General features: G+C 63.7%; 10 protein-coding genes. 5 read left to right on the top strand and 5 right to left on the bottom strand.

Features of this window, described 5'->3' with window-relative positions; translation table 11 throughout:
* Nucleotide 1 precedes the first annotated feature (1 nt).
* Both HMPREF9336_RS18100 and HMPREF9336_RS15035 read right to left on the bottom strand, forming a co-directional pair.
* Nucleotides 2-1081, bottom strand: coding sequence for a restriction endonuclease subunit S (locus HMPREF9336_RS18100; RefSeq protein ID WP_169727324.1), 1080 nt, complete (start codon nucleotides 1079-1081; stop codon nucleotides 2-4).
* Nucleotides 1082-1143: 62 nt separating this feature from the next.
* Nucleotides 1144-2598, bottom strand: coding sequence for a type I restriction-modification system subunit M (locus HMPREF9336_RS15035; protein WP_007468512.1), 1455 nt, complete (start codon nucleotides 2596-2598; stop codon nucleotides 1144-1146).
* A 743-nt stretch (nucleotides 2599-3341) separates the two neighbouring features.
* Here HMPREF9336_RS15035 and HMPREF9336_RS15030 point away from each other — a divergent pair.
* Complete coding sequence (locus HMPREF9336_RS15030) at nucleotides 3342-4262, top strand: NaeI family type II restriction endonuclease (RefSeq protein WP_007468510.1); 921 nt, start codon at nucleotides 3342-3344, stop codon at nucleotides 4260-4262.
* A complete protein-coding gene (locus HMPREF9336_RS15025; protein WP_007468508.1) occupies nucleotides 4259-5083 on the top strand; it encodes an HNH endonuclease in 825 nt (274 codons plus the stop codon). Before HMPREF9336_RS15030 ends, HMPREF9336_RS15025 begins: the two co-directional genes overlap by 4 nt.
* Here the strand turns inward: HMPREF9336_RS15025 and HMPREF9336_RS15020 are convergent.
* Nucleotides 5080-6075, bottom strand: coding sequence for a DNA cytosine methyltransferase (locus HMPREF9336_RS15020; RefSeq protein ID WP_007468506.1), 996 nt, complete (start codon nucleotides 6073-6075; stop codon nucleotides 5080-5082). The genes HMPREF9336_RS15025 and HMPREF9336_RS15020 overlap by 4 nt on opposite strands.
* 298 nt (nucleotides 6076-6373) lie before the next feature.
* Between HMPREF9336_RS15020 and HMPREF9336_RS15015 the strand changes: the two genes are divergently transcribed.
* Both HMPREF9336_RS15015 and HMPREF9336_RS15010 read left to right on the top strand, forming a co-directional pair.
* On the top strand, nucleotides 6374-8611 hold the full coding sequence (locus tag HMPREF9336_RS15015) for an NADP-dependent isocitrate dehydrogenase (RefSeq protein ID WP_007468504.1): 2238 nt from the start codon (nucleotides 6374-6376) through the stop codon (nucleotides 8609-8611).
* An 81-nt stretch (nucleotides 8612-8692) separates the two neighbouring features.
* Nucleotides 8693-9163: a hypothetical protein gene (locus tag HMPREF9336_RS15010; RefSeq protein ID WP_021030802.1), complete on the top strand. Its 471-nt coding sequence runs from the start codon at nucleotides 8693-8695 to the stop codon at nucleotides 9161-9163.
* Between the two features lie 306 nt (nucleotides 9164-9469).
* On the opposite strand, the gene HMPREF9336_RS15005 is transcribed toward HMPREF9336_RS15010, so the two are convergent.
* A complete protein-coding gene (locus HMPREF9336_RS15005; protein WP_021030801.1) occupies nucleotides 9470-10735 on the bottom strand; it encodes an LCP family protein in 1266 nt (421 codons plus the stop codon).
* Nucleotides 10736-10852: 117 nt separating this feature from the next.
* Nucleotides 10853-11035 (bottom strand): DUF4113 domain-containing protein, encoded by a 183-nt coding sequence (locus HMPREF9336_RS18095; RefSeq protein WP_084206702.1) that lies wholly within the window; start codon nucleotides 11033-11035, stop codon nucleotides 10853-10855.
* Between the two features lie 864 nt (nucleotides 11036-11899).
* Here HMPREF9336_RS18095 and HMPREF9336_RS15000 point away from each other — a divergent pair.
* Nucleotides 11900-12919 carry an alcohol dehydrogenase catalytic domain-containing protein gene (locus HMPREF9336_RS15000; RefSeq protein WP_007468498.1) on the top strand — a complete coding sequence of 340 codons (1020 nt, stop codon included), beginning with the start codon at nucleotides 11900-11902 and terminating at the stop codon, nucleotides 12917-12919.
* Nucleotides 12920-13656 lie beyond the last annotated feature (737 nt).

Raw genomic sequence — 13656 nt, 5'->3', positions numbered from 1 at the left:
GTCAAAGCTCCCCTCGGAAAGCGCGCGATTGGAGGGAGGCGAAGAGTTCGTCATGAGTAGCCATTATATGCTGCAGAGCCGCGTGTTTGGATGCAATAGACATCTTACGCTCCAAGAACCTGAGTTGGTCACGCATAGGAGGCATTGGGACTGGAGCCGCCCGGAGCTGAGTCATATTTATTGAAGCGATTCCAGTTGTCTGCTTCGCGCTCCTAAGAAAGTAAGCTCTTGACTCGGAGCTTGCGAGACATTCCGACAGATAGTCAGGCAGTACTATATGTTTGTCCGGACGAACCTTGAATACGTGATTCTGGTGCAAGCAGAGCGCCAATTGACTGCGCCACACTGTGCCTCGGCCCAGTTTGTCGGGGTCTCCCCCCTCCGTAAGAACAAGGTCACCATCTTGCAGAGCGTAACGCTGGATCTCTGCACTTGTTGCTGGAATCTCTTTCACAAGGTCGAGCTTTATGCAACCTGCCTGCACATTTGAAACCGCCAGATAAGGAGTTGGCGTTGTTGATTCATTCGTTTTTCGACCCTTTGTGATTCCTGATGAGACAGCCGCAACCTCGTCCAATCGGAGGGTCTTGTAAGTATGTCCACCAAACGTGTCGTGGAATACGGACCCAGTCAGCGTGGCGAGATGGTTGAGAACTTGGCGGCGCCTGGAGCGGAGGGCATCGGCCTGGTCGAGGATCGCAGCGATGCGGCGCTGCTCAGAAAGAGATGGGAGTGGAATCAGAAACTTTGCAAGCAGGTCCGGGCTGAGCCGAGGCAGGTTCGCCCCTGAGGTGCGCGACGCTGCATAGTCGATCATACTCGGCTGCAGCAGGAAATGTGCAAGATAGTTGCGATCGAGGTGCTTGCCCGGACGGATCGGAATGATGTCGGTGCTACAAACGCCTTCGAATTCCGGTCGGCTGATTTTTCCGAGGTTAGGGCGCAGCTTGCCGAAGAGGACATGCTCCGGCGAGAACCGGAACTTCGTGCTCACAAGTTGTGCGCCCCCTACAGTTTCATAACCGATGATCCGCCCACCCTGCTCAATATGTTCAAGGCCGAGATAACGGGTCTCGGGCACAACTGAACCCGGGTTGACTCCTTGCCTATCGATAGTCGCGACTGACCCTAGATCAACAGTCTTCACGACAGCAACGCTTTCAACTCAGCGAGCCCCTTGACGATCTCGTCTTCGAGCACCTCAATGTCTGCGAGTATCTCTAGGGGTGGGCGATGTTCAACCTCGTCGTGCTGGACCTCCTTGTATCTGTTGATCGACAGATCATAGTTTTGCGCGACGATATCGGCCTTAGGAACGAAAAACGACTGCTCGGTGCGGGAACGCCCCTCCTCTCCCTCGAGGTTCTTCCAGCGCGCGAGCAAGTCTGGGAGGTCGTTTGATTCTACCGGGTTGCGCTTGTCGTCGAGAGAGAAACCATCTGCCCGAACATCGTAGAACCAGACGTTGCCGGTGTCGGCGGAATCGGTCTTGGTGAAGAACAGGATCGCTGTGGACACACCTGCGTATGGCCGGAACACCCCGCTGGGAAGCTTCACCACCGCCTCAAGCTTTTGCTCCTCGACCAGAGTTTGTCGCAATGCCTTGTGCGCTTTGGACGATCCGAACAGCACCCCATCTGGCACGATGACCGCCGCCCGGCCACCCGGCTTGAGCAGTTTGAGGAAGAGCGCGAGGAACAGCAGCTCTGTCTTTTTCGTCTTCACGACCCGCTGGAGGTCTTTGCTGGTGGCCTCGTAGTCGAGCGATCCCGCGAAGGGCGGGTTGGCGAGGATCAGCGTGTACTTCTCCGCGTCCTCGCTCGCGCCCTCAGAGAGCGAGTCGCGGTATCGGATGTCGGGAGCCTCGATGCCATGCTGCAGCATGTTCATCGACCCGATGCGCAGCATCGTGGAGTCGAAGTCATAGCCGTGGAACATCGACCTGTGGAAATGCTTGCGTTGTTCTTCTCCGAGCAACGCGTCAGCGTGCGTATCGCGGATGTACTCGCTCGCGGCGACGAGGAACCCCGCTGTGCCGCAGGCCGGATCGCAGATCTCGTCCTTGGGCTGCGGGTCGGTCATCTTGACCATGAGGTCGATGATGTGGCGCGGCGTGCGGAACTGGCCGTTGACACCGGCGGCGGCGATCTTGGACAGCAGGTACTCGTACAGGTCTCCGTTGGTGTCACGGTCGGTCATCGGGATGTCATCGAGCATGTCGACGACCTTGGACAGCAGTGCCGGTGTCGGGATGGTGAAGCGGGCGTCCTTCATATGCTCGCTGTAGGTGGAGCCATCGCCCAAAGCACGCAGGAAGGGAAACACCTCGTCGGCGACGATCTTGTGCATCACCACGGGTGCAGCATTCTTGAACTCACGCCATCGCAGCTGCGATTGGCCCGGCAAGAACACCGGGTTCTCGATGGCGCCGCCGGTGTGGCGCGCTCTGTTCTCGGCCAGCGTTTGAACGTCGTCGAGACGGCGGATAAACAGGAGGTAGGTGAGCTGCTCGATCACTTCGAGGGGGTTGCTGATACCACCAGACCAGAAAGCGTCCCAGATGCGGTCGATCTTGCTCTTCAGCTCACCGGTAATCACAGCGGTAACTGTAGCCGAGGCCGCATCATTTATAGCGGTGGACATGAGGTCCGCAGCCCCAAGAACGCCTGGTGGGGCCGATCCCCCGCTCCCCTGGGCACAGCTCAGCGGGAGCCAACTCCGCCGCGCAGCCGCAGGATACTCGGGCCTGGCGCAGTCACGCGGACCTGTTTTCCTTTCCCAACGATCGCCACAAAACCGCAGGAAGCACGTTAGATCAACTCCCAAGCCCTGGCCGTGCCCCCCAGTAAATAAAATCCCGGGGACCAGTTGGGGACCACGCGCTCTGCACGATCCTGAACGATCCGCTCGCACATGAACGTGGCGCACGGGACAAAATAGCTTTTGAGCAGCCAAAATGTCTAAATCGATATCTGGGGGTCAAGGGGTCGCAGGTTCAAATCCTGTCAGCCCGACGCAGGTCACGACATGTTTTTCGTGATCTTGAGGTCGATTTTCTCTTCTCGTATCCTAACGCGTCCCCCAACCGGTTTCGCAAAGCCTCTGGTGGATCTGGCGATGTCCGCCTTTTCCAGATGAAGTGATTGGTCCCAATCTGGCCCCAACCGCTCAGTGTCCCGGCACGACGGGCAGCCCGTCCGCCGCCGAGCGAGTCGCCTGGTCGGACGTGCGGCCGCGTGGACATTCGCCTTTCCTTCCGCCACAGCAAATACGGCTGATTCCAGCGCCAACCGGCCCTCCTCCGGAGCGCAATACGTCCGGACGCATATCCTTGGGCTGTGATGTCCATGGGCGCGGTAACACCGACCCCCGCCGACCCTGGTGTTTCTGAGGTCGTGGCGGAACTTCTGCGCCTCGACCCGGATGGGTCGCGAATGGCACAAGTGTTCCGGGCCACTTTCGACCAGCTCTACGACGGGCAACGCACCGGGCGATATAGCGTCGAGCAGCTGTTCAAGACTGAGAAGACCCATTTCGGCACGTTGATTGAGATCAATCTTCAGCGCGAGCTCAAACTCGGCGACGGGGACGTGTTGGACTTCAGGATCGCCGGGCACGAGGTGGACTGCAAATATTCGCATACCGGCGATTGGATGCTCCCCAGGGAGAGCTTCGAGCAGATCGTCCTGGTCGCGCAGGCCAACGACCAGCAATCTCGCTGGAGCGCCGGAGTCGTCCGCGCGACCGAGGAGAACCGCCGCGCTAGCGAGAACCGGGACAGGAAAACCGGGCTCAACGCCCACGGCCGGTCCCAGATCACATGGCTTTTCAAGGACGCGCCGATGCAGCCCAACGTTCTCCTCCGGCTCCCCGCCGATGTGGTGAAAGAGATCATGGCCGGGCGCAGCGGCCAGCAGCGGCTCAACGAGCTGTTCCGCAAGGCGACGAACCGCCGACTGACGCGGAACATCGTCGCCACTGTCGCGCAGCAGAGCGATTACATGAAACGAGCCCGCGATAACGGCGGCTCCCGCGAGGCGTTGCGCCCCGAGGGGTTGCTGATCCTTTGCGGCGACTACAGCATCCAGCGAAATCTGGCGGTCGCGCTCGGCTCCGCGGTCCCGGAGCGCGGCGAGTTCGTCAGCGTGCGCGTTGTTCCTGCTTCTTCGGCCGACGGGACCGAGATCTCGGGCTCTTGGTGGCGTCTGGCGGCAGATGGCGAGCCCCTGACGGCTCCAGCTCCAGTGGCTCCGAAGAAATGACCGAAGCCGATATTCCGGACCCCGACAGCGACGAGCTGCGGCGACTGCTCACCCGCGAGGATCTGCGCTCGCTCTACGCCTTTCTGCACGAGCGCCGTGAGCGTCCTCCGACCATGGTGGAGATTCGCGAACACGCGGCCTCAGCCCGTGGCGCGTCGCATGCGCAGACGGACCGGCGTGTCAGGGAACTGCGCGGTTGGTTCAGGCTATCAGCGGTCCGCTCGGGAGCTGCGCATGTTTACTCCTTGGAGGGACGCGCGGACCAGGTCCAGGGAGGAAGGTCTGGGATCTCCTCGAAAGTGCGCGGCGAGGTGCTCAGCGCCAAGCGGTGCGCGCAATGCGGGAAGACTCCGGCCGAGGACCATGTGAAGCTCGAAGTCGACCACAAGATCCCGCACAGCTGGGGTGGAACCGATAGCATCGAGAACCTTCAGCCGCTCTGCGCGCAGTGCAATCACGACAAACAGGCTTTCTACTCATCCATGGACCCTTATGAGAGCCAGATCCGTGCCGCGACCGAGCATCGAGAGCCCCACCGCCGCATCGGCGAACTCCTCAAGGCATTCCACGCCGCCGGCGTGGAATGCCCTGCCCAAGTGATCGGAGTCGTCGCCTCGATGCACCAGCACCAGGACGACTGGCAGAAGCGGATGCGAGAGCTTCGCGAGCTTGGGTGGGACTACACGACCAGCAAGCACAAGGAGAACGGGCGCGTTGTGAGCTACTACCGGCTCACCGCGTTCACCGACTGGCCAGATGGCAGTATCAGAGCAGAGATCGCGCGGCGAGAGAAGGCCAAACGCGGCCGGGAGGGCTGCTAACTCACAGCGCGGAGTTCCGCCCCTGCGCGCTTCGCCACAGGGAGCGCCACGCCAAGGGCTTCGGCGATCGAGCAGCCGACGGCCTTCGCGACCGGCGGCGGGAACGCATTGCCGATCTGCCGGTACACCGAAGTCTTGCGGCCGGCGAAGCGCCACTCCGGGGCGAAGCCCTGGACTCGTGAAGCCATGTCGTTCGTCAGGCGCGGGATATGGTCGAGCGGGGCTTCCGGGGCCGGGGCTTCGTCGGCGATCCCTTTGCCGTCAACGCCGAGCTGCAGCCAGGCCTGCTTCGCGCGAGTCGGGCCTAGGTCCGCTCCGCCATGCTTTCGAGAGCCGCCCACGATCGTCGGGGCGATGCTGTTGGCGCGGCTGGCCCAGATGTCCGCGCCCGCCCAGCCCCGCGAAGCCATCAGCGGGCGCAGCGCGGAACCGACGGTGGGCGGCGCGCTGATCGCGCGGGGCCACTCGAACTTACGGAAGTCGCGGCGCTTCATCGCGACAAGGATGAACCGGGGACGCAACTGCGGAACTCCGAACTCGCTGGCGTTCAGCAGCTGCCAGTCTGCGTCGTAGCCCATGTCGTCGAGGGCTTCGAAGATGGATTGCCGGTACGAGGCGAACCGCGCCGACGCGAGCCCCTTGACGTTCTCCAGCATAACGGCGGCGGGCCTGGCCTCGCGGACCAGGCGGATCGCTTCTGGGAACAAGTCGCGCTCGTCGTCAGCGCCGAGCTGTTTGCCCGCGATGGAGAACGGCGGGCACGGGACGCCTCCGGCGAGCAGGTCGACGCCCTTGTACTCGCGGCCGTTGACCTCCCGAACGTCGCCTTCGTGAACGTCCCAGGAGGGACGGTTCAGCTGGAGCGTGGCGGCGGCGTCCTTGTCGATCTCCACGGCGAGCGCATGGCCGAACCCGGCCATCTCCAAACCGGAGGACTGTCCGCCAGCGCCGGCGCAGATCTCCAGGACGCTGAGCTGCGGGGTGGAAGTCATGCATCGATCCTCTCATTCTCGCGGCCGGATTCAGGGCTCAACCGCCGACGTGGCGGATCATGTCACAAGCCACCGACGCCTCTCCCCTGCAGGTTCGGGAGCCGCCGGACGGCGGCCTTGTCCGCTTTGGCGGAGCCCGCGCCGCATTTCGCCTCGATACGGCTGACCAAGAGAACCTCGCCTCGCAGGGCCGGGACATGTTGCAGGTCACTTCGCGTCCAGCGCTAGAGTGATGGTGCCGTCATAAACGCGGAGTCCCTTGTCGCGAGGGACCGAAAACTGAGGTCGGAGAGCAACTATGAACGCCCAGCAGTCAACGATCATCTACACGCTGACCGATGAGGCTCCGTTGCTCGCGACCTATGCCTTCCTCCCGATCGTGCGCGCCTTCGCCGAGGAGGCGGGCATCACGGTCAAGACCAGCGATATCTCCCTTGCGGCGCGGATACTGGCCGAGTTCTCCGACTACCTGACCGAGGCGCAGCACGCGCCGGACGACCTGGCCGAGCTGGGCAGGCTGACGCAGTTGCCCGACACCAACATCATCAAGCTGCCGAACATCAGCGCCTCGGTGCCCCAGCTCCTGGCCGCGATCAAGGAGCTGCAGGGGAAGGGCTACGCGATACCGGACTATCCGGGCGATCCGAAGACGGACGAGGAGAAAGCGCTCAAGGCCCGCTACGGCAAGTGTCTGGGCAGCGCGGTGAACCCGGTGCTGCGCGAGGGCAACTCGGACCGCCGCGCGCCCAAGGCGGTCAAGGAGTACGCGCGCAAGCATCCGCACAGCATGGGCGCTTGGTCCCAGGCTTCGCGCACGCACGTGGCGACCATGAAGCACGGCGACTTCTACCACGGGGAGAAGTCGCTCACGCTGGACCGCGCGCGGGACGTGCGGATGGAGCTGGTGACCGGCGGCGGCAAGACGATCGTGCTCAAACCGCTGGTGAAGCTGGACGCGGGGGACGTCATCGACAGCATGTTCATGAGCAAGAAGGCCTTGTGCGACTTCTACGAGGAGCAGATGGAGGACGCGTACAAGACCGGCGTGATGTTCTCGCTGCACGTGAAGGCGACGATGATGAAGGTATCGCACCCCATCGTGTTCGGCCACGCGGTGCGGATCTTCTACAAGGAAGCCTTCGCCAAGCACCAGCAGCTGTTCGACGAGCTGGGCGTCAACGTCAACAACGGGCTCTCCGACCTCTATAGCAAGATCGAGTCGCTGCCCGCCTCGCTGCACGAGGAGATCATCAACGACCTGCACGCCTGCCACGAGCACCGCCCGGAGCTCGCGATGGTGGACTCGGCCAGGGGCATCTCGAACTTCCACTCGCCCAGCGACGTGATCGTGGACGCCTCGATGCCCGCGATGATCCGCGCGGGCGGCAAGATGTACGGGGCGGACGGGAAGCTCAAAGACACCAAGGCGGTGAACCCCGAGTCCACCTTCTCCCGCATCTACCAGGAGATCATCAACTTCTGCAAGACCCACGGCCAGTTCGACCCGACGACCATGGGCACCGTCCCCAACGTCGGCCTGATGGCGCAGCAGGCCGAGGAGTACGGCTCGCACGACAAGACCTTCGAGATCCCAGAGGACGGCGTCGCCAACATCGTGGACGTCGCCACCGGCGAGGTGCTGCTGTCGCAGAACGTGGAGGCCGAAGACATCTGGCGCATGCCCGTGGTCAAGGACGCCCCGATCCGCGATTGGGTCAAGCTGGCCGTGACCAGGGCGCGCAACTCCGGCATGCCGGTGGTGTTCTGGCTGGACCAGGAGCGCCCGCACGAGAACGAGCTGCGCAAGAAGGTCAACACGTACCTGAAGGAGCACGACACCGAGGGCCTGGACATCTCGATCATGTCGCAGGAGCGGGCCATGCGGCACACCATCGAGCGCGCGATGCGCGGACAGGACACCATCGCCGCGACCGGCAATATCCTGCGCGACTACCTCACCGACCTGTTCCCGATCCTGGAGCTGGGCACCAGCGCCAAGATGCTGTCCATCGTGCCGCTGATGGCGGGCGGCGGGCTGTACGAGACAGGGGCGGGCGGCTCGGCCCCCAAACATGTCAGCCAGCTGATCGAAGAGAACCACCTGCGGTGGGACTCCCTCGGCGAGTTCCTCGCGCTGGGGGCCAGCCTGGAGGATCTGGGCGTCAAGACCGGCAACGCGCGGGCCTCGGTCCTCGCCAAGGCGCTGGACCGGGCCACGGGCAAATTGCTCGACAACAACAAGAACCCCTCGCGGAAGACCGGCGAGCTCGACAACCGGGGCAGCCAGTTCTATCTCGCCATGTACTGGGCGCAAGAGCTCGCAGAGCAGACCGAGGACCGAGAGCTGCAGGCGCGGTTCGCCCCGCTCGCGGCGGCGCTGGCCGAGAACGAGGATTTGATCGTCCAAGAGCTCGCCGACGTGCAGGGCAAGCCGACGGACATCGGCGGGTACTACGCGGCGGACAGCGACACGCTCACGGCGGTGATGCGGCCGAGCAAGACGTTCAACACGATCATGGCCGCCCCGCGAGGCTGACTCCGGTCCGAGGCGGCGGCCCCGGCCCGACCGCCCTGTAGACTGCCGTCACCAACGCGCTGAGACTTGGAAGGAACCGTCGTGATCATTCGCCGCGCTCAGGCTCTCGCTCCCGCGCTCATGCTCCTCGCCGTCTTCGTCGCCCCGTCCGCTGCTGCGGACACCGCCGAGGACTGCGCGATCCTGAGGAAAGCGTCGGGCGAGTACGCCAAGCTCGCCGTCGACCTCGCGAACCTGCGCAAAACCGCCGACGCGCAAGAGCAGGCGGACGACATCGCCGCGTTGACCGCGACCCAGCGCAAGATCGTGGACTTGGCCCGAACGATCGGCGGCAAGCTGCACGCGCTACAAGTCCAGATGAAGAATCCGGCCCTCGAGTACGCCTACAAGACGGACGCGGCTTCCTTCAACACCTATGCCGACACGCTCGAAGGGGCGATCAACAACGGCGACGTCGCCGCCACCAATATCCACGTCACGAGGGCGTACAGCCGCAACAGGGAGACCGTCGAAGCCACGAACGACACCTACCACGAGCAGTGCGGCAAGTAGCCGGGGGCAAAGCTTCCCGCACAGTCCCGTAGAGCGGCAGGCTCCCTCGGAGCCTGCCCGAACCGTCCCAATGTCAGCGCTCCTCTGTCTTTGGCTTGCGCGTCCGAGGCCATACGCGTCGGCGATCAGACGAATGAGGCGGTCTTTCTGCGTTTCGACACTGTGCCGTCCAGCCGCGCTTGCCGCTGGCGGTGGCAAGCGGCAGCAGGCTCCGAGACGCGGCAGACGAGCCCGCAGGAGGCCCGGACCTGAGCCCCTGTCCAAGAGAGGTCCGGGCGCGAAACGGCTTCCGACGGGACGGAGCCGTTAGTCCACGCAGGGGATGCCGCCGCTTTCGACGGGCTTCCCGTGGTCCGGGGCCTCCGGGCTCCGGTCGGAGGCGGCGGGCCTGGTCGACCCGTTGCCGCTGGCCCGCGCGGCCTCGGACGTTGCCGCTGGCGCGGGCGCGGGGGCCTTGCGGTAGCCGAACGCCTGCTGCACCTCGTCCGCGACCTTCTTCGGGTCGATGATGTTCACCGATTGCTCGTTGATCATGTCGTAGCGCTCCACCGGCAACGTGCGGAACTCGACCTCCCCGCCGGTGCTGCGCTGGATCTGCTGGATGAAGCTGACCACGTCCCAGTTCGGGGACAGGACGACGTCCTTCTGCACGGCGGACACCAACGAACGCAGCTCGCTCAGGTTCGAGAGCGTGCCCGCCGAAGACAGCTTGTGCTCCACGGCCGCGAGGAACGCCTGCTGGCGATGGGTCCGGTCCAAGTCGCCGTTGTCCAGCCCGTGCCGCTGGCGCACGAACGCCAACGCCTGGGACGCGTCGAGCGTCTGCCGCCCCGCAGGGAAGTTCGCGCCCGAATAGTCGTCGGACACCGCCTGGTTCAGGCAGACCTCGATCCCGCCGAGCGCCTTCGCCACGTCGTAGAATCCGACCAGGTTGACTTCGGCGTACTGGTCGATGGGGACGCCGAGCAGGTCGTGCACCGTCTGCAGCGTCTCCTGCCTGCCCGCCTCCCTGCCCTCGCGCTCGATCCTTTTGCGGTCCGAAACGCCCTTCGCGACCAGCTCGTTCTCTTTCTCGAACTTCTTGAGCCCGTACGCCTCTTTGATCTTGATCTTGCTGTAGCCCTTGATCCCGCGCACGGCGACGTAGTCGTCGCGCGGGATCGAGAACGCGACCGCCTTGCCCCCGCCCGCCGGGATGTGGACCAGGATCAGCGTGTTCGTGTTGTAGCCGCCCTCTTGGCCGTCGCCCGCGTGCAGTTTCGAGAGCATCGAGTACGGCAGGTCGTTCCCGTCCTGGTCCTTGCGGGAGTCCAGGCCGATCAACAAGACGTTGATCGACCCGTCGGACGACTTCGGGCCTGTGATGCCGCCACCTGTCGGAAACTCGGGAAGGAGCTTGAAACCCGCGCCGGTGAGCGTGAGCGCGAGCGCCGAGGCGAAGACGGCAGTCGCCCGCAGCGCGCCCTTCCGCGAGGAGTTCCGCCGGGCCGCGTGCCTTCTCGGCGCGCTGTGTTTCCTCGACGACGAATCAGCAGCCCAATGCCTCCCCTTCATCCGCTGCAGCTCGTTCATGGCGACATCATACGGCACCGGCGTGGCGCAACCGAAGGTTTGCTGCGCCGAAACCAGCGCCTCACCTGCTTGCGCTCAGCCAGACCTGCGACAACCACCTCCCACGCGGCTCCCCCTTCAGAGCGCGCCGGCCACCAGCAATTGGTCCCAGCGGGTGGTGTACGCGGGCGAGAGGAAGTCTCTGCGCATCTCCCAGGTCCGTCTGGCCGACGGCCCGAGCCCAGAGGCGCTTCCGACGGAGCAGGCCGCAGGGCGGCCTTCACATGTTGAAGAATCCGCGCCGATCCTTGGTGTGCGCATGGCTGAAGGGACTGAGCTCGGTGTCGGCAAGGGCGTCTGGCCGAGGATTGAAGCCACAGAGTCCACGAAGGCGAACAGCAGCGGCCAGCTTCGTACTAACCACGAATGACAGTTGGTTTTGGAGAGCAACCTGGACGAGCCTGTGACCGATGTCAGCTTCCCTTACGAGGACAGTCGGGGCGAGCCCCCTCTCGCATTTTGATCCCCTTGCTGATCGACACGAACCAACGGCGATTCTTCCCCCGAGGGAAGGGTGGCCTACCCGATCGTTCGGGTTTGGCAATCGCCTAATTCGGCCCTTCTGCGTTGTGAGCTGGACAGACTCACGCGGTGCGCATCGGGAAACGCGTGCAACAGTTCGGACGGTTTGACAGTTGGCAGATTTGCCAGCGAACGATTGTCTCTCACGTCTGCGCGGCCCGCTCTGCAGCGGCCTTCAGGCTGTTCGCCCCGAGCTGGGAGGAGTGGAGGAAAGGCACCCGCGAGGTGGTCGACGCGTTGGCAGCGGAGGGGAACACGTCACGTTCGGTGGAATCTAAGGCTCGAACATACCTAAGATTCACGGGCATAACCCAGTGAGGGTGGACGTGGACGCTTTGTACCTAACCAGCCTTAGTCCCGATCTTGAGCCCGAGATCCACGCATTCGCAAAGGAGCTGCGGGATTGGCGGAAGTATCGGCGAGCCGAACGGCGATCCGGTAGAGGCTTTGGCTAGGCGTGGCCAAGAGAGCCTGAAGGCCCTGGACGAGGAATATAGTGATCGCCAGACACGTTATAGACACCATTCTCGTCCCTGTGCCCGTCTTTGCACTGGGACGATCGCAAGTTTCGGCAAGCCGGCGCGAGAGCAAGGATGTGACGTGATGCGTGTGGTGGGTTTCACCGAGTTCGGCGGACCGGAGGTGATGCGCGCGATCGAGCTGCCGGAGCCGCACGCGGGCGACGGGCAGGTGCGGGTGCGGGTCGTCGCAGCGGATGTCAATCCATCCGACACTTTGGCGAGAGAAGGGCTGACGAGGGTCGATTATCAAGGCGAGCCATGGTTCCCGCCCTCGGATGTGTACATCGTGGGATGGGACGCCACAGGTCACATCGACGAGGTGGGCGGCGGAGTCGAAGGATTCTCCATCGGAGAGCCGGTGGCGTTGCTGGCGAAACCGTCGCAGACCTTCGGCGCACAGGCGGAATACGTGGTGGCGCCTGCCTGGGCTGTTGTCCGAGTGCCCGAGGAATCCGACCTCATCGCATGGTCGACGCTCTTGATGAACGCGATCACCGCCCGTGACGCGTTGGAGAAACTCGAGCTGGCCTCGGGTGCGACAGTGGCGGTGACCGGGGCAGCCGGAGCTGTCGGCGGCTACGCCGTCCAACTCGCCAAGGCGCGGGGGTTCACCGTCGTCGCAGACGCGGCGGACAAAGACCGCGCGCTCGTCCAGGCGCTCGGGGCCGACCACATCGTCCCGCGCGGCGATGGCTTCGCCGCACGGGTCCGTGCGCTCGCCCCGGAAGGGGCCCACGGCGTGATCGACACGGCGATGCTCACCAACAAGGCCCATGACGCGGTTCGCGATGGCGGAGTCATAGCCCCGCTGCGGCCTCTCACAGAATCTGGCACATTGCAGTCGTACACAGGCCCCAGAGAGCGCGGCGTGCGCTGGGAACTCCCCAATGTCCTAAACTATTTCGGCAATAACGCGGCTCTGGCAGAAATACGCGATCTCGCCGCAGCGGGGACGCTGACACCACGTGTGGCGCGGACGTTCGCGCCCGAGCAAGCCGCCCTCGCCCATAGAGCACTCGAGCTCGGGGGGCTGCGAGGCAGACCCGTGATCGTCTTCGACCCAAACTACCCCAACGCCCACCCACAGGCGGCCGAGCAATAGAAACCTCCATACACCTGTCGAGTGAAGACCCGACGACACAGCCAGCAGGACCTCGTTCGCCCGTCTAAGCCCACAGGCGGCAGATACAGCGCATTGCATCGGCAACCGACCGATGCCTATGCGTCCGTGTCGCCGCCGACCCTCGGACTGGGGTTATCGCCTGCGGTGGCGACAGCACGATACTCATGGGTCGTTCTCCTGCCGTAGAGCTGCTTGTAGTGCAGAACAACCAAGCACCCAGCGTGCTCCACGACGCGTCCGATAGCTGACCGCAGATCCGCAGAGCGCGAGATGTCGGCCAGATGCCTTCGGACAGACACTCCCTTCTCAAGCAAATCGGCGAGTAGACAGGTCCAGAGCCTCGGGGCCTCTCCCCGAGCAAGCCCACGCGATGTCCGGCCCTTCCGGACTACTTGGTCACATCGATCTCGACCCCCAATCCCGTGCCCACGACGAGCACGGCTAATTCTTCGGGAGCACGCCCCAACAGCACCCGCTCGCGCCAATACGGCTCCGGTCGGATAGAGCGACACGCCTCCGCACCTGACGATTCGGACTCGCCGACACCGTGGTGGGTTAGCCCGGATTATTCTGTGATCGCCAATCACTTAGAGTTATGGGGATATTTTGTGTATACTGAACACTAAGATTGACCGGATCGGTCGCCGTTTCGCAGGAGGCGCGTGGAACGCAGTCGCGCACGGCGGGGCGCGGACTCAACCTAAGGAAAGGACGGA

This window comes from Segniliparus rugosus ATCC BAA-974, assembly GCF_000185725.2.
In the GTDB taxonomy this organism is placed as follows: domain Bacteria; phylum Actinomycetota; class Actinomycetes; order Mycobacteriales; family Mycobacteriaceae; genus Segniliparus; species Segniliparus rugosus.
Note: the sequence above shows the minus strand (reverse complement) of the source record. Positions and strands in the feature narration are given on the sequence as shown.